A 16250-nucleotide genomic window follows, 5' to 3' on the forward strand; every position below is an offset into this window, starting at 1 on the left:
TTTAAGTTACTATATATAATCTTGGTCGGTTGTTTCTTGTTTGGTTTAGCCATAGAAGTTAATGATTGAACTCTTTATTTCTTAAGTTTAGGTGCGACAAGAACCAAGCTTATCCCAAGAAGTATAACGGTTGATGAGACTATAAATTGCATAGTGACAGGTTCAGATAACAGTAATACGCCACCAAGTGTCGCGATAACTGGAACAGAAAGCTGTGCAATAGACGCAACCACGGTATTCAGTTTTTTCACTACGTAATACCACAAACTATAACCGATACCAGAAGCCACAGAGCCCGATATAACCGCGTAAATCAAACCTTGCTCAGTGATAGACACTTGCGTTAATGCATTAGGTATTAAAACTAATAAGCTCAATGCCACAAGGATAACTAGCGAGCTGAATCCAAAGTTAGCGGTGGTCGATTGCAGTGCGTTTGACGATTTCTTTCCTGCCAATGTGTAAATGCCCCACCCAATTCCGGCCAGATACATCAAGATAATAGAAACTAAGTCGGGTGCTTGAGTCGATTCCGTTGGCATTAACAAATAAACAAGCCCTGCCACAGATAACAAACACCCGCCCCACTCAATGAGCGACATTCTGTTTCCAGAAAACAGGTGCGCGGCAATCATCGTAAATTGCACTGCGACAAACAACACCAGAGCACCAAGACCTGCGCCGAGCTCTAAGTAAGCAAACGAGAAACCAAACATATACACGAGCAGTGACAGTATTGACGTGAATTGAAACTGTGATTTTAACCTTGTGTATAGCGATGTGTTGTTTGTTAACACACGTCTAGCTTTAGATTGGGAAGACAAAGTTAATAAAATCAGAAGCGTAAGCGCACCAGATAAGATGCGAACGATCGAAAAGCTCAAAGGATCGATCGTTTGATCCATTAAGGCCCAGCGACACAAAACTGAATTCGCAGCAAATGCCACCAGCGTAATAAATGTAACCATCAGAGTTTGCATCGTTTTTCCTAAATGAGTTATTTGGTCCTAATTGAGTTTTCTTGGATTTCAATCAACGTCAGGCTTCACCCAAACTTGGCTAAAGTCGAACCAACCTAATGCATTACATTTCGCGTTTTGCAACGTACCACATTGATCTTTATTAACGCCTAACCAGCAATGGAACATCGGGATCAATTGATTGCTTTGGACCAGTTGTTTACCTAACTGTCGTGCTGGGAATTGCTCGAATTCACCAGAACGCCAACGGTCAATCATGTAACACCATTGGTCGAAGTCCTCTGCCGGGCTAGATTCATCAAGAAAACTGTAGTCCATTAACCAGCCAGCCAAGGCGTCGTCTCTGTTATTGGCGATGCCCATAGGGTTAATCCAAACATCAACATCATCGGCGTGCGGAGGATCGGTTTCGTAACCGTAAAGATCAACATCGACGTTGTATTGCTTCAGCACCGTGACAATCGCCTTTGCAAGCGTTGGGAACATTGGGTGTTGGCATTGATACGCTAATCTTATGGTAGGCTTCGAATCTGCTGGTGGACAAACGGGCACTTTTAACTTTATGTCATACCAACCGGGTTTTATCCCATAAGCGTGTAACACGCCCAAATCGATAACAGTCTCTTTTGGAATATGAACAAACAGATCCGCCGCATTCAACGCGTTAGATAAAAACTGTGCCCATGCGGGATCTTGTGCAATACCTTTCTTTCTATTGAGCAGTAAATACGTGCAGCCAGGATCGAGTTCTACTTCATCGCTATCGCCACGGTCGGCCATAACAGGCTTAGATAGGCTTGGGTAAACCATTGAAGAATAAGCCTCATCCACCACCCAAACTTCAACGCGATCAATTAACGGTCTAAAACCAAAGTACCCATTAAAAGCGGTTAACACGAGTTGTTTCTCGTCGTTCTTTTCAATGCGATAAGGTCCCGTTCCAATCGGTCGAATATCGTAGTCTTCACCACGTAAAGTGATCGGTAATGTGACTTTAGCGACCGATTCCGTTAGTGCGAGGGGAAAATACTTGTCTGGACGTGTGAGAAAAACATCTACTACACAATTTGCAGGTGAAGAGACATCTTTGATATGCGAAAACATGTTGAGAGGTTCGAGTGCAAGCAGTGTATCCACAACATGATTGGTTAACAGAGGTTCCCCGTTATGGAAACGAACACCGGGTCTCAAGAAGAATCGCCATTGGTAATCGCTAATCTGCTGCCACGAGTGCGCAAGATCAGGCTGGAGCTGATCGTTTTCATCCAAACGCGTTAGACCACTGAAGACTTGGCAGGCGATGTGTTGCTCTGAACGACGCATAGACTTTGTCGGATTAAGCATGGATAGCGGACGGTAATAAGGCAAACGAATAACTTGTTCGCCTTCTTGATACTGTACACCCAAGTAGTTTTGAATAACTTGGGTGAGTTTGGCAGCATTGTGATCAAGCACTGACAGCGCCTGTCCAATTTTGCCTTCTTGTAAATAGCGTCTTGCTAGGTTCTCGCTGACATCACAACGATTCTGTTTAAAGATAAGTTGAGATAACTTCCCTCGACCAGCTGCAGGTAACCATTCTACCCACCCTTCTTCTTCAAGCTTGTTGAGTACCATTCGGGCATTACGACGGGTACAACAAAGCACATCCGTGATGTCGTCGAGTTGAACATCAGAATCTTTACCATCGAAGTATTCAAACAGGGTTTCAAATTGAACGCGAAGTCTTGGGCTGCTCATAAAGAGGAAAACTTATTCAAAGGACATTGAATTCAGTTTCCCTATTTTATGGCGTAAAATCAATATTACGGACACGATTTTATTGTGAATTATTGAGTACGACATCCTAAGGTGTTATTCAATTTGAAGGGTTAAGTGCTTTTACAGTAAAGGATTACATCACATCGCAGCCAATTTCATTGGCGATTTCACGGAGCTGCTGTTCATCGTCTAGTTTTATCGACCATTTACACTCAGAACCGTTGGCTGAAATGACATTTGCCCCTTTTCCAATCAGTTGAATTGCGTCAACTTGAGCTTGCAAAGTGACTCTATGCTCACCATCTAAACGAACAACCAACTCATGTGCGGTTGCGATGACTTTTCCACTTTTAAACGTTATGACCATGGGCTTCTCGGGTTACTTCTTTAAATACGAATTGCTTGTTCTAAGTACTGATTACTTCTTCTAAAGACAAAACCAGCGTACGACTGCCTAGTCTGTTATCGCTTATGTTTCTTCACGGCAATAGTTAAGCGGCTGGTACAAACTAAGCGTTGACGATCATCAGTGATATTGATCTGCCATACTTGAGTAGAGACGCCCAAGTGAATAGGCTCAGCAGTACCGATGACGTGTCCTTCACGCATTGACCTTACGTGGTTCGCATTGATATCGAGCCCAACGCAATAATAGCCTTCTGGTACGCAGAAGTTTGCAGCCAATGAGCCAAGCGTTTCTGCTAGCACAACCGATGCGCCGCCATGAAGCATACCCAGTGGTTGGTGCGTAAAATGACAAACCGGCATGGTTGCCACCAAAGAGTTGTCATTTACTTCGGTGTAAACAATGTTGAGGTGTTCAATTAAGGTATTTTTTGAGGTCGCGTTGAAGGTATCTAGGTCAACGGGCTTTTTCCAAATACTCATGTGGGTTCCTTAATTATTGATCTTGTTATCGCGTGCATAGCTTTTTTCTATATTACTGGCTGTTAGTTATCTTACAGCCCTTAGTTATTACGCAAGTTGATGTTAACATGCATAAAAACCGAATACACAGAGGATATTGTATGACGTCATGGATGAAGTTTGCCTCGCTTCTCACACTTGCAGGCCTAACCGCGTGTAGCGCTTCTCCGACAGGCAGAAACCAATTGCTGCTTTTTTCAGATAAAGACATGTCTCAGCTTGGAGCACAGTCTTTTGAACAAATGAAAAAAGAACAACCCATCAGCAAAGATGCCAAAACTAACGCTTATGTACAGTGCGTAGCGAACAGCATCACTCAATATATTCCTAAACAAGGTTTTAGTGAATGGGAAGTTGTTGTGTTTGATAGTGATCAAGTGAACGCATTCGCCCTACCTGGCGGAAAAATCGGTGTATACACAGGGTTACTCAATGTTGCAGTAAACCAAGACCAACTCGCGACGGTTATCGGTCACGAAGTGGCACACGTTTTAGCGGACCACAGTAATGAGCGCCTTTCTCAGTCTCAAATCGCTAATACGGGCTTATCTATTACTAACGTTGCGTTAGGTGCATCAGAATACAAACAGTATCAAGGTATGACGATGGCCGCGTTAGGGTTAGGCGTTCAATATGGCGTTATTCTACCGTATGGGCGAACTCAAGAGTCTGAAGCCGATGTTGTTGGTTTAGAGTATATGGCTCAAGCAGGTTTCGATCCAAACCAAAGTGTCAACTTGTGGCAAAACATGGCGAAAGCATCAGGGGGTAATCAACCGCCAGAGTTGCTTTCTACGCACCCTTCCCACAGTACGCGTATTAAAGATCTACAAGCAACGATAAAAACGCTTCCTCAATCAGGTTCACCAAGACCAAATTGCAAAGCGTAATCTAAGTAAGAATCGCCTAGCTGGTGTAAATACAAAAATGCCCTATCCATATTGGTTAGGGCATTTTCAGTTTCTTGCTTGCTAACAGTTCAAGTGCACTAAGCAGCTGGATAATTCCAACAACAGAAACTCACTCGTTAAGTACCAAGAATTTGTAATGGTAGGCTTAATAGCTGATCACCAGTCGATGCAAAATACCAGATAACACCAATCAAACTGCTCACTAAACCTACATACCAAACGAACGACACGACTTGCCCGTATTTGTCTAACGGTAACAAGTGACTGTGATGACGTCCTTTCCATTCAAACAGTATTTCAACACTGCCCATGATCAATAAGAAACCAAACAGGGTTAAATTCAACTGATAACTCAATACCACACCAGCAACGGCAGCCGCGACACAAAGTACAATGCCAAGCACACTGTTCATCGAGAAACTGATACTTTTAAGAACATGTCCGCCATCGAGAGGCAAAATCGGCAATAGATTGAACAGGTTTAATAGAGCATTAAATACTGCAAGGCCGGCAAAGAACATTTCGCCAGTCGCCCAATACAGCACCATAAAGACTAACGACAATATCAGGCCGAACAATGGCCCCATGATTGAGATAACCACATCTTGCCAACGCGTATTAATCTTTTCATCGGATAACGCCAAGCCACCAAGAAATGGTATCAAATAGATCCCTTTGGTTTTCATGCCGAAGTATTTCATCGCTCTAATATGACCGTACTCATGGAACATTAAACAGGCGATTAAGGCCAAAGCGAACTGAATTGAAAACAACCATGAATAGGCCGCTAAACTCGCAGAAGCAAGTACGACCTTGATTAGCTTGGCGCTTTTAAGGGCTTTCATACCAAGCGACACCAACCCAATTAAGCTAAAACGCTTCTCTGTTTTAGGAGCGACAACAGGAGTTTGTTGTTCAATATCTTTGGTGTTTCGATTGCCTTCGGTAATGGTTTGCCCATTCACCGACGCTTTATACGTCATCTCAAACGGTTGCCACTGAACGGTCGATTCAACGTGACACTGCAACGTTTCTTCGCCAGCGCGTAGTGTAAATTCGTGTTTTCGGGCGTCTTCTTGGTCTGTGGTCGCATCTAATTGAGATACCAAAGTGTTATCCCAATACAACTGTTGCCACCCTGCCATTGATCCTTCTAAACGAAGCGGTTTACCAAGAAACTCTATCGCGAGTAATTCCAAACTTAAAATTCCAATTTAATGACTTCTAACGAGTGTCGATATTATGCCGATTTAGCGAATGGTGGTAAACAGAAACAAAGTTGTTACATATTGAGCTATTGAACACTATTTATACCGCAACGATGCATAAACACTCTGGTCACACCTCCAACCATGAATAAATTATTGATTATACTTATATTATCGATGTTAAAGTGCCGCCCCTTTAAAACATAACCTCACAAAATAACAACTCTTTCTTTGACTTTATATAAAACATGAATTTAACATGCCATTTACATTAGAGCTTCAACACCAAAAATGCTCAGTGTGTTTTCAAACCAAAATAACGAAATTCGATGCCCTAGGAGGGTCAAGGATGAAAACAATACAACGCTCTCTCGTTTCACTTTCAGTACTATTTGCATGTAACTCACTTGCGGCTGGTTTCCAAGTTGCTGAGCATTCTGCCTCAGGTCTTGGTCGTGCCTTTTCAGGTGAAGGTGCAGTAGCTGATAACGCGAGTGTACTAGCGAGAAACCCCGCCGCAATGACCCTATTTGATACAGCCCAATTTTCAGGCGCGGTTTCTATCGTTGATCCAGAGGTGGATATTACTCAAAACAATGTTCCAGGTTCAGGCGGACAGAGCCAAGTATCCAAAGACGTAGCGCCACTGCAAGTCGTCCCTGCTGCTTACTACATCAGCCCAATCAACGATAAATGGGCTTGGGGTATCGGTATGTTCTCTAACTATGGAGTTGCTACCGATTACCCAGATGATATTTATGCGGGTGATCTTGCTGGTGATACTTCACTGATATCAGTAAACGTAAACCCTAATGTCGCGTATCGTATTAATGATCAATTTAGTGTCGGTGCGGGTGCAAACCTTGTTTACGCAGAAGCTGAACTTAATCGTCACCAAGGCTCTATCTCTAACATTACTGGTGACTCTGCCTCTACAAAACTGATCAGCATGACAGGCGAAACATTTGCATTTGGTTGGAACGTGGGCGCGTTATATGAACTGAATGAAAACAACCGATTCTCTATCGCTTATCGTTCAGAGGTAGACCTCGACTTTGATGACGGTGACTTTACTGATTACACGGGCAGCATCGTGGAAGGCAGTGCTACGACAACAACAGGACGTCTAAAAATCACGTTGCCTTCGATTATTGAAATTTCAGCTTTCCACCAATTGACCGACCAATGGGCAATTCACTACGGGTGGCAACAAACTGGGTGGAGTAGCTTCAAAGAGCTTAAAGCGACAAGTTCAGATTGTGTAAGTGGCGAGTGTTTTAAAAAGACCGAAGACTACGACGACAATAACCGTTACTCACTGGGTGCAACTTATCAGTTAAACCAAGAATGGACCTTAAGAGCTGGTTTAGCTTATGACGAGCAAGCTGGTGAAGCGACGTTGAGTATTCCTGATAGCGACCGTTTCTGGTACAGCGCAGGTTTAACTTACCAGTACAGCCCTAACCTTTCCTTCGATGCTGGTTTTGCCCTTGTACAAAGTAAAGATGGTGACTTCAAAGAAACCAATGAACTTGGTCAAGAACTTGAATTCTCTGGTGATGCTGTAGCTTACTTATCTGCAATTCAAATGAACTACACCTTCAACTAAACGGAATTAAAACATGAAAAAGTTATTTAATATTTCGCTGCTCGCTTCAGCAATGTTTCTTGCTGGTTGTGGTGATGACTCTTCGAGTTCAGGTGCTTCAACAGCGATTCAATATGAGCAATACATTCAAGATTCACTCGCACAAGCGACGAGCATCAAGTTTCAATTAACGGGTGCTGATATTGCTGTTCCTCTTCCTAGTTTCGCGTTGATGGATACTACCGACGGTACACTTGGCTTGCCGACCGGTGGTGATGATTCATTAACAAACCCTATTGCTGCAATGAATACAATGGATGGTTGGTCGACTTCGATGCCAATCATCATGAATTTTGAAGGTACTGGTTTAGCTGACGGTGTAGCTACTGGTGGGGTTTACCTATTAAAGCTTAGTGGCTCACTAACTTCTGAAACTGCACCAAGTGTTGCTGGAGTATTGACCCTAGGTACCGACTTCAACGTTCTATCTAGCGCCTCAACTGACACATTCACAATTGTGTTCAATGAATCCTTAGATGCTTCAAGTGAATACGTATTGGCACTTTCCAATGAACTAACGGATGTTAACGGCGACCCAGTTGGCATGTCGGCAAGTTATGCTGCGCTGAAATCGAGTGCAGTAACTTACACAGAAGGTAGCCTTGCTCAAGCGCAGAAGGTAACTCAGGGTGTAGAGACAATCTTTGCAGGGGCCAATGCAGCCGGCAAGGTTAGCCTTGATAGCAAAGACATCATCTATTCGACGTGGTTTACAACCGAATCGGTTGGCAGCTCTCTTTTCGCAACAAAGGCTGCAACCGCAACAGGATTAGCATCTGCAAACCTTAATGGTGTCTGGAAAGGCAGTGCAAACCCTAATTCTGTCGACCTTACAACAGCTTACGCAATGCAGTTTGTTTCTACTGAAACGTTCAAAACCGCATTAACTAACGATGTTGATTTTGACAAATACATTGGCGGCGGAGATGCAGCAACAATCGCGAAAGCCAAAGGAGCCATCGAACTTATGTACGGTGCCACTGACAATGTTGATGTTAGCCAAGGTTTCGTTCAATTACCTTATTATCTAGAAACAGGTGCTACTGAATGGAATGCACAGCCATTCGAATCGGGTATGCCTAGCCTGGCTAAGGTCTCAAATACTTTAAGTAATAGTGCCGAGCAAGCCAATATGGCAGCCCAGTTAGTTGCTGCAGGCATCGACACAAGCATATTAGCGACGAGTCAAACTGAACAGCTGAAGTTAATCGGTTTAAATTTAACGCTGGTTGACGGCTCACCGCTTGATATTGAAAGAGTGCTCACCAAGTACTCTCCTGTCCCACAAGTTAAATCATTGGAAGCTGTTGAATTCTTGTTGTTTACACCGAATGGTTCTGATCCTGCTAATGTAGTGATCTACCAACACGGTATCACCTCAGCGAAAGAAAACGCTTACGCATTTGCCTACAACTTAGCACGAGCCGGAACAGCTGTTTTAGCGATTGACTTACCGCTCCACGGTACACGTAGTTTGGATGATACTCGTTCGGCAAACGCTGACGTTCTGGCTTATCTAAACTTAGCGAACTTACCCGTCGCTCGCGATAACGTACGCCAAAGTGCGCTTGATGTAATGGGCTTACGCGCGGCTTTAGCCGTATCATCACAAGCAACATTGTTAGGCGCGTCGCCACTTAAAGGTTTTGATTTAACCAAAGGCTCGCAAGTTAAGTTTCTAGGTCACTCACTAGGCGGTATTGTTGGAACGACTGCAGTTGCAGCCTCTAACCGTACGCTCGGTAGTGTCGCAGCTAATTCGCTTTATTCATTCAGTGCAGCAGCTATAGAAAACTCAGGCGGTCAGATATCTAACCTTCTACTGGGTTCTACAGAGTTTGGTCCTCAAGTTAAGCACAGCGTTGCATTGAGCGCTTCAACTGAATACGCAGGTTTCGCAACCGCAAACTGTGGAAGTCTTTCTAATAAGCAGTGCTACCAAACGTTTGAAGCAAACGCGACTGCAGCACAGAAAGCAACCATGACAGCCGCTTTTCAACAGTTCGCTTACGCTGCACAAACTGTGTTAGATACTGTTGACCCATTTACCAATGCTGCTTATCTAGTTGCTTCTGGCTCACCTGTTCTGCCTATTTATATGGGGCAAGTACAAGGTGATGATACAGTACCAAACACTGTGGCAAACGCTCCGTTCGCGGGAACCACACCGTTGGCAACGAAGCTTGGCCTAACAGCCGTTGATTCGAGTAACACGACCCCTGACGGTGCGAAGGACTTTGTTAAGTTCAGTGATGTTGCTGCGCATAGTACATTTGTATTACCGCAAGATACCACTACACCAACACCTTTGGACGCAGGTCATCATGCAAGCATGCAGACACAAGCTGTAGACTTCTTGATCGACAACGCGTTAACTTCAGGATCCATTACTGGTTCCTTCTTAGAATAAGTAATAGTTGCAAGTAAACAAATGCCAGCCTAACCGCTGGCATTTTTGTATCTATCGACATCCCATCGTACCTAGTTAACCGTTTGCATAGAACCTTAAAACACAATTGGTTGATCTCAGCTAAAATTAATCAAGACAGAATACCGTACGACCTCTTTCTTTATTGCAAATAAAGTGGATAATAGCCCCGTAATTTAATACCTAATAAATGTGAGTCCATTATGTCTTCTGAAGCTACTATGCTAGAACGCTGCCAATCTAAATGTGAACTATGTGGTTCTGATTCTTCTCTTACTGCATATGCAGTACCGCCACACAGCCACGTAACAGTGGATCACGGAATCATGGTATGTGACAAATGCCTTGGTGAGATTGACGATCCAAAAGATATCAACCACTGGCGTTGTCTAAGCGACAGCATGTGGAGCCAAGAAGCGCCAGTTCAAGTAATGGCATGGCGTCAACTTACTCGTCTGAATTCTGAAAGCTGGGCTCAAGACGCGTTAGACATGATGTACCTTGAAGAAGAAACATCAGTTTGGGCACAAATTGGCATGTCTGCTGATGACAAGCCTCTTGATGTGAACGGCGTTGAACTTAAAAAAGGTGACGACGTAACAGTAATCAAAGACCTGCCAATCAAAGGTACTAACCAAGTGATTAAGCAAGGTACTGTTATCCGTGGCATCAGCGTTGGTGACGATCCTAAGCTTGTTTCTGGTAAAACAAACGGCGGTCAATCAATGTACGTAATCGCTGAGTTCTGCCGTAAGAAGTAATCTTACTGTAAGAAAGTGATAGAAAACGAAAAGGCGCTAATTAGCGCCTTTTTTCTTGGAAAAATTTAACCTATTCCGTTGTTCTAGAAACCACTGCCTACGTTAAAGTAGATAGCGCGTTCTTCATGGCTTTGCGCATAATCCATCCCAAGGTGCAAACCGTAACGTCTCGCGATTTGGTATCGAAAGCCGACACCTCCGGCATTGACGGTACTGTCGTGGCTTATGCCGTTATCTTGCTTTGCAACCCCTGAACCGTAAAACCCAGACACCTTCCAACGATGAGTGATGCTATACGTCAATTGGCCTTGGATTGTTTCAATCTCATCTCCTTGGTACCGATAAGATGACACCCCGCGTAACGACACGTACGGTTTCGCTGTGGGTGATACAAACAGGTCTTGCTGTTCGAAGCTTTGATAATTTGCAGCCAAGCCTAACGTCCATTTATTGGCAATTGGGATATAGGCTTCGCCATCTATGTTCAAATTTCGGTAATTGTAATCACTGCCAATCGCATCGTCGTACACCATGTAATCTGCAGACAATTTGTAACCTTTGGTTGGATAAAATAAATTATCTCTTGTGTCATATTCAGCCTCCAACCCTAAACCAGAAGTAACCGATTCGTTACCCAAAATTCGGTCTAAAACCATGTTATCAAATTCAATCTCAGACTTAGCTAATAACTGCTTTATTCCCAACATCCAAGGCGTATGCCCAATCCGGAACTGCACCTTTTGTGAAAGTACGGCTACCGAAGTTGACGTGCCTATTCTAAGGTCATGATCTATGGGGCCCCAGTTGATTGATGTGTACAAATCCAAATTCGCAACACCAAAGCCGCCGCCTCCTGTGTAACGAATGGAATCATTCATCCAAGATCGTCTATGGCCACCAAATACAAACCAAGTTTCGTTCTCTGTCCCTACTGCGCCCACTACTGACATTGCTGAGGGTACTAACTGCGCACCACCATCTATGGCAGAAAGAGCAGCTTGCTTTCTTTGTCGCTTTTCCTCATCCGTCTCATGTAAAAACAAACCAGCCACACCGCCGCCGTACCCCACCGCAGGCTCGGTAATCAAAATTGGGATAGGCAAAAAGCCATATGCGTTTTCCGCAAGGTGATGCCCCATATCAAATTGACCATCAACAGGATCATAAAACGATGCGAAAGAAGATGTTGTAAATAAAAAGCAGGAAAGAAGAACAATGCCGCCGCAGCGAGTCATAAAATTTGCCTCATAAAAAAGACCGGGTAACGAAACCCGGCCGAAAGTTTGCTTCCTTGCAATAAACATAGAAATTAAACACTTATTGCCAATAAAGGGGGTCCTTAATCGACGGGCATAGAATAGGCCAAATAATGGTGTTGCCCTACTCCTATATAGAGGATGTCGCCCTACAAAATTAAAGAGCTTTCGAGATGACAGAAACGCAAAAGGCTCATATAAATGAGCCTCTATTAATAAGTTACCTACATTCTTCCTTTGCTAATATTGACTCAATACTCGATCAACATGTTCTTGTATAACAGATAAAACCGATAATTTTACATCCTTCACTTGCTTAGAATGATTGCACCAAAGCGCAAAACCGAATTTGAATCCTTGGTGCATTTCAGACGACTGTATAGGTTCAATGTCGTAATGGGAAAATTCAGAATGAGCAAACGTTTTTGGTAACAGTGCCCACCCTAAACCGGCTTCAACCATTTTAATAACTAACGCCAATTGATCGACTTCTTCGTTATCGGAGCTGATGGTTACTTTTTCTGACATTCCCTCTTCAATAAACGATCTCAAGATAAACTGCGTTGAATTTCTTAACGCTAAAAGTACATCCTCTTGCGCCAAAGATGAGAACTCACCATTTTTTTGAACGAATGGGGAAAACTCAATGTGACCTAGAAAAGTCGCATCAAAGCTGTGTATACCCCGGCTGTCATGCACATTGACTAATCCAAAGTGGTACTCGCCACTTTGAAGGCCCTTCTTAATATCCTTTTTGTTTCGGATTAAAAAGCTCACTCGCATCATCGGGAAATCACGACGCAGTTTCTTTCGAATATCCAAAAGCATTTGATGAGGTATCACACCAGAATAAGCAAAGGTGATGTTTTCCAACCCGCCATAAGAGAGGCTCAATGCTACCTTATCGAAGGTACGAGCTTGTTCAATGGTTTGTTTAGCGTAATGGTAAAGAAGATGCCCGTCTTCTGTCGGCTTTACAGAGCGCCCAACCCTTTCAAATAGGCTTACCGCGAGTTGGTCTTCAAGGTTAGTTATAACCTGCCCGATTGTCGTTCTGTGCTTGTTAAGCTTGACTGCTGCCTTGCTGAAAGAGAGTTGGTCATAAACGGTAACGAACGCGAGAAGTTGTTCAATGCTGAAATTCATGTTGTTGTGCTTACTTTTAATCGTTATGTATTTAAATTATCACAGGTTGGCGAAATATCTACTTTGTCAGAATAATATTAGTGAAAATAATTCGTCAATTTGAAACAAAAAAACCTACTTAAGCTAGTAGGTTTTATCGTTGATGTCAAACGAATAACTTAAATGTATTCGATAACTCGAGCTAGATAGTTAAAGTCCCCAGAATCACCGTGGTAATTACGGTAAACATCGACACTGAAATATCTAGGTTGGTCCACTTGAATATGCTCAGCAATTCGCTGCTCGATGGATTCTAGAGTTTCACCTGTTTGCGAGTAAATGTATTTCTTTGTGGTCTTTTGAAGCTGGCGTTCTTTAGCTTCTTTGTGTGTGACGTAATTGTTCACGTCAACCCACTGACCAATGTAGTCAATCTCCACGTAGTCTGAATTTTCTTCAACCATGAACAACGCCGCTTCTTGTTGAACGTCGGCCAGTTGTAGCATGTCGTTATCGACTTTTTGCTGTTCCATTGAGGTCACATTTTGTGCCATGGCAGCGCTAGACGTTGCCATGATAAGTAGCGCTAAAACTGTTTTATTCATTTTACGATATCCCTAAATTAAGGTAATTCTGTTACCCAAGGTTTGCCCTGAGTTGCTTTGTGATAACCATATTCGTATATGGTTAATAAATAGTGTTCATCAAACATGTCTTTGGTTCGTTTGGCGTAACCAAAGTCGTGCTCGATGTAAGTAAATTGCATATCAATGTTGTTGATTTCACAGATGTATTTCATTCGATATAAATCACCACGTGTTTGAGCAAGAGTCAGGCTTGATACGCTCTTTGCTACTAAATCTAGACCCTTATCTCTCAGCGAGTGGTACGGCGCTTTCAGTGCTCCATTTCGAATAACATCGAGCTGTGGTGGTTTTTCTAACCCAAGAGCATCTGAGATCTGCTGATAGTCGAAGTTAGATGGATTGAAAAATACTTGAGCGGCTAAACCACCATCGACGTGAAGTTCTTCATAACTTTTACCTTCGTACTTCACATTGATAAACTGCGGTGGGAAGACTCCAGGAATAGAAGCACTTGCTGCTAAAACCTTATATATAAGTTCAGACTTATCTGGCATGTCACTATTTGCAATTGCGCCCACATTCCAAATGACAAGCTCTCCAGAATCAAAGTGTGTGCTACCAATAAACAAACGCTTACCGTTGCGGTGTCGCGCAGCAATTTGCTCGATCATCGGTTCAGGGAACGCCTGAGCGATAAATTGATTCAAGTTTTTACCGTCAGTAAAAGCATCTTTAAACACGGTGTTTAAAAAGTTCTTTTTGCCGAGCACTGATTTGTCATTGATGTTTAACATCACCTCCTTCATCTTCGGAAATGCATCTCCGCCGATGAATACAAATGGTGCCATTAGCGCTCCTGCACTGATGCCAGTAACTATTGAGTAGTCTTTCAATTGGCCAGATTCTTCCAGCCCTATCAAAATACCGGCTCCAAAGGCTCCGTTCGCGCCGCCTCCTGACAAAGCTAAGATATTTAGTTGCTCACCTGACACTTTAATTGGCGTTGTTTGATCGATTGGAGAGTATAAGAAGTCTGGGTTCTCACTCGCCCACATACGCAATGGCTCTTTTACTGATATCGCTTCTTCTACAACCACTTCTTTGTAATTGTCTTTGTGTACGCGTACATCCAACGTGTGGGGTGAGCTACATGCCACTACAAGTAATGACAAAGCAACGGTAAAACCCGAGGAAATTAGACGGTTCATAATTAGGCTCATTTAATGTTCTCTAAAATGATTCAGAGACTCTGTTTAATCAAAAGAACAGCTATAAACAGAGAAGTTAATAAATAGGGATAAAGTGAAGTCCGTCTCTTTCTGGGAGTAATATAGCTAGGTTTAGTCTTAGCTCGTAATCTCGTTTGTAGGATGCGACCCATCGAATAGGTACACCCTCCACCACTATCGGAGTTAAACGCTCTACCCGATTTTGACCACGTTGAAATCGTGGGTAGGCTCTACAAATTCATATTGTGCATTGATTGTTTGTAGCTCCCAAGTGCCATAGCTTTTAGTTAGCTCCAACACACCATAGACCGCGTTATTTGCATGTCGGAATGCAGCTACGGGAGACATTCTCTTTATTAACCCTGCGGTAAACAGGCCAGAGATAAGGTCACCGACACCAACCGGTTGTTGAGCAAATTCAATGTTCGGTCGTTGGGCTAAATAACATGCCTTTTTCGTTGCTAAAATCATACTGAACGCGTCATCGGGTAATGAGTGAAGATGCTTCACGAGCACCATCTTTGGACCAAGCTCCAATGCTTTCTTACATGCTGTAACCGCGTCATAAAGGGAGAGGATTTTAATGCCGGTCAATTCACTTAGTTCAAATTGGTTTGGCACTATAACATCGGCAATAGGAAGCAAGTGTTTAGTAATGGCGGTTCTAACGCCATCCTCAACGATACAACCTTTATCTGGGTCACCCATTACAGGGTCACAAACATAGAGTGCACTGTGGTTCTTTTCTTTAACTAAATTAACCGACTCGGCAACCGCTTTACATTGGTCTGCGCTTCCCTGATAACCCGATAGGATCGCACCACAGTCTTTCAGTACGTTGATGTTGTCTAAGCCTCGAATCAAGTTTCGAATATCATCTGAGCCGAATGTTTGCCCGGTCCAACCTTGTTGATATTGAGTGTGATTAGAGAACTGAACAGTGTGGATTGGCCACACATCGAGTCCCATTCTTTGGATTGGAAAAACCGCAGAACTGTTTCCTGCATGCCCGTAAACCACGTGAGATTGAATAGAAATAATGCTTTTCATGCGTCGCTCTTTCAGTTTGAAATGGATTTGAATACTTGGATAAGACGACTAAATAAACACAACGGAACATCAAGATAGGAAGTTTTATCGATCTAACCACTGTGCTTATTTGGTCGGAATAGCCTCGACATCGCCGAGGCTTATTCTTAATGAGTTGGACGTCATCGGCTTTAAATCATGTATTTGATTCTAAGCCAGACTTGAACTTATGCGTCTTGAAACTCAGCGAAGTACTCATCCAATACAGTGCGTGTTGCACGGCCGATTAGCTCGTACTCGTGGTGAGTAAGGTTCGCTAGTGATACACGTACTGATGCGTGTACTGTGTCGAAACCTTTACCAGGTAGTAAGATTACGCCGGTTTCGTGAGCAAGACGGA

General features: G+C 43.2%; 14 protein-coding genes and 1 pseudogene. 4 read left to right on the top strand and 11 right to left on the bottom strand.

Features of this window, described 5'->3' with window-relative positions; all coding sequences use genetic code 11:
- Nucleotides 1-74: 74 nt before the first annotated feature.
- The 4 genes from AB4493_RS21370 to AB4493_RS21385 form a co-directional block, all read right to left on the bottom strand.
- On the bottom strand, nucleotides 75-980 hold the full coding sequence (locus AB4493_RS21370; protein ID WP_136974602.1) for a DMT family transporter: 906 nt from the start codon (nucleotides 978-980) through the stop codon (nucleotides 75-77).
- Nucleotides 981-1028: 48 nt separating this feature from the next.
- The gene (locus tag AB4493_RS21375) at nucleotides 1029-2720 is read right to left on the bottom strand and encodes an SgrR family transcriptional regulator (RefSeq protein WP_102394480.1); all 1692 of its coding nucleotides are present in this window, start codon (nucleotides 2718-2720) and stop codon (nucleotides 1029-1031) included.
- A gap of 154 nt (nucleotides 2721-2874) precedes the next feature.
- On the bottom strand, nucleotides 2875-3108 hold the full coding sequence (locus AB4493_RS21380) for a DUF3389 domain-containing protein (RefSeq protein ID WP_017064605.1): 234 nt from the start codon (nucleotides 3106-3108) through the stop codon (nucleotides 2875-2877).
- A 95-nt stretch (nucleotides 3109-3203) separates the two neighbouring features.
- Entirely contained in the window at nucleotides 3204-3629 is a 426-nt protein-coding gene (locus AB4493_RS21385) for a hotdog fold thioesterase (protein ID WP_017060067.1), read from the bottom strand.
- A 140-nt stretch (nucleotides 3630-3769) separates the two neighbouring features.
- On the opposite strand from AB4493_RS21385, the gene AB4493_RS21390 reads away from it, so the two are divergent.
- Nucleotides 3770-4558: a M48 family metallopeptidase gene (locus AB4493_RS21390; protein ID WP_102320824.1), complete on the top strand. Its 789-nt coding sequence runs from the start codon at nucleotides 3770-3772 to the stop codon at nucleotides 4556-4558.
- Between the two features lie 137 nt (nucleotides 4559-4695).
- On the opposite strand, the gene AB4493_RS21395 is transcribed toward AB4493_RS21390, so the two are convergent.
- A complete protein-coding gene (locus AB4493_RS21395) occupies nucleotides 4696-5778 on the bottom strand; it encodes a site-2 protease family protein (protein WP_372155780.1) in 1083 nt (360 codons plus the stop codon).
- Nucleotides 5779-6136: 358 nt separating this feature from the next.
- Between AB4493_RS21395 and AB4493_RS21400 the strand changes: the two genes are divergently transcribed.
- The 3 genes from AB4493_RS21400 to AB4493_RS21410 all read left to right on the top strand — a co-directional run bounded on the left by AB4493_RS21400 (nucleotide 6137) and on the right by AB4493_RS21410 (nucleotide 10624).
- The gene (locus AB4493_RS21400) at nucleotides 6137-7396 is read left to right on the top strand and encodes an outer membrane protein transport protein (protein WP_372155781.1); all 1260 of its coding nucleotides are present in this window, start codon (nucleotides 6137-6139) and stop codon (nucleotides 7394-7396) included.
- 13 nt (nucleotides 7397-7409) lie between these two features.
- Nucleotides 7410-9845 carry a VolA/Pla-1 family phospholipase gene (locus AB4493_RS21405; RefSeq protein ID WP_372155782.1) on the top strand — a complete coding sequence of 812 codons (2436 nt, stop codon included), beginning with the start codon at nucleotides 7410-7412 and terminating at the stop codon, nucleotides 9843-9845.
- A 221-nt stretch (nucleotides 9846-10066) separates the two neighbouring features.
- Complete coding sequence (locus AB4493_RS21410) at nucleotides 10067-10624, top strand: PhnA domain-containing protein (RefSeq protein ID WP_004730927.1); 558 nt, start codon at nucleotides 10067-10069, stop codon at nucleotides 10622-10624.
- Between the two features lie 83 nt (nucleotides 10625-10707).
- On the opposite strand, the gene AB4493_RS21415 is transcribed toward AB4493_RS21410, so the two are convergent.
- The 6 genes and pseudogenes from AB4493_RS21415 to AB4493_RS21440 all read right to left on the bottom strand — a co-directional run.
- The gene (locus AB4493_RS21415) at nucleotides 10708-11859 is read right to left on the bottom strand and encodes a BamA/TamA family outer membrane protein (RefSeq protein ID WP_017069662.1); all 1152 of its coding nucleotides are present in this window, start codon (nucleotides 11857-11859) and stop codon (nucleotides 10708-10710) included.
- 261 nt (nucleotides 11860-12120) lie between these two features.
- Nucleotides 12121-13026, bottom strand: a complete 906-nt coding sequence (locus AB4493_RS21420) for a LysR family transcriptional regulator (RefSeq protein WP_372155783.1) — start codon at nucleotides 13024-13026, stop codon at nucleotides 12121-12123.
- A gap of 158 nt (nucleotides 13027-13184) precedes the next feature.
- Nucleotides 13185-13610 carry a hypothetical protein gene (locus AB4493_RS21425; protein ID WP_102394485.1) on the bottom strand — a complete coding sequence of 142 codons (426 nt, stop codon included), beginning with the start codon at nucleotides 13608-13610 and terminating at the stop codon, nucleotides 13185-13187.
- 17 nt (nucleotides 13611-13627) lie between these two features.
- Nucleotides 13628-14800 carry a patatin-like phospholipase family protein gene (locus AB4493_RS21430; RefSeq protein ID WP_017060058.1) on the bottom strand — a complete coding sequence of 391 codons (1173 nt, stop codon included), beginning with the start codon at nucleotides 14798-14800 and terminating at the stop codon, nucleotides 13628-13630.
- Between the two features lie 213 nt (nucleotides 14801-15013).
- Nucleotides 15014-15871 (bottom strand): pyridoxal kinase PdxY, encoded by an 858-nt coding sequence (gene pdxY, locus AB4493_RS21435; RefSeq protein WP_017060057.1) that lies wholly within the window; start codon nucleotides 15869-15871, stop codon nucleotides 15014-15016.
- Nucleotides 15872-16077: 206 nt separating this feature from the next.
- A pseudogene (locus tag AB4493_RS21440) lies at nucleotides 16078-16250 on the bottom strand (bifunctional aspartate transaminase/aspartate 4-decarboxylase); the annotation flags it as partial.

Origin of the sequence: Vibrio sp. 10N.222.55.A1 (genome assembly GCF_041473835.1) — a bacterium.
Lineage (GTDB): Bacteria > Pseudomonadota > Gammaproteobacteria > Enterobacterales > Vibrionaceae > Vibrio > Vibrio crassostreae_C.

Bases quoted from the DNA above. Each gene is read 5' to 3' on its own strand.
- AB4493_RS21370 (WP_136974602.1), bottom strand. From the start codon at position 980: ATGCAAACTCTGATGGTTACATTTATTACGCTGGTGGCATTTGCTGCG.
- AB4493_RS21375 (WP_102394480.1), bottom strand. From the start codon at position 2,720: ATGAGCAGCCCAAGACTTCGCGTTCAATTTGAAACCCTGTTTGAATAC.
- AB4493_RS21380 (WP_017064605.1), bottom strand. From the start codon at position 3,108: ATGGTCATAACGTTTAAAAGTGGAAAAGTCATCGCAACCGCACATGAG.
- AB4493_RS21385 (WP_017060067.1), bottom strand. From the start codon at position 3,629: ATGAGTATTTGGAAAAAGCCCGTTGACCTAGATACCTTCAACGCGACC.
- AB4493_RS21390 (WP_102320824.1), top strand. From the start codon at position 3,770: ATGACGTCATGGATGAAGTTTGCCTCGCTTCTCACACTTGCAGGCCTA.
- AB4493_RS21400 (WP_372155781.1), top strand. From the start codon at position 6,137: ATGAAAACAATACAACGCTCTCTCGTTTCACTTTCAGTACTATTTGCA.
- AB4493_RS21405 (WP_372155782.1), top strand. From the start codon at position 7,410: ATGAAAAAGTTATTTAATATTTCGCTGCTCGCTTCAGCAATGTTTCTT.
- AB4493_RS21410 (WP_004730927.1), top strand. From the start codon at position 10,067: ATGTCTTCTGAAGCTACTATGCTAGAACGCTGCCAATCTAAATGTGAA.
- AB4493_RS21415 (WP_017069662.1), bottom strand. From the start codon at position 11,859: ATGACTCGCTGCGGCGGCATTGTTCTTCTTTCCTGCTTTTTATTTACA.
- AB4493_RS21420 (WP_372155783.1), bottom strand. From the start codon at position 13,026: ATGAATTTCAGCATTGAACAACTTCTCGCGTTCGTTACCGTTTATGAC.
- AB4493_RS21425 (WP_102394485.1), bottom strand. From the start codon at position 13,610: ATGAATAAAACAGTTTTAGCGCTACTTATCATGGCAACGTCTAGCGCT.
- AB4493_RS21430 (WP_017060058.1), bottom strand. From the start codon at position 14,800: ATGAACCGTCTAATTTCCTCGGGTTTTACCGTTGCTTTGTCATTACTT.
- pdxY (WP_017060057.1), bottom strand. From the start codon at position 15,871: ATGAAAAGCATTATTTCTATTCAATCTCACGTGGTTTACGGGCATGCA.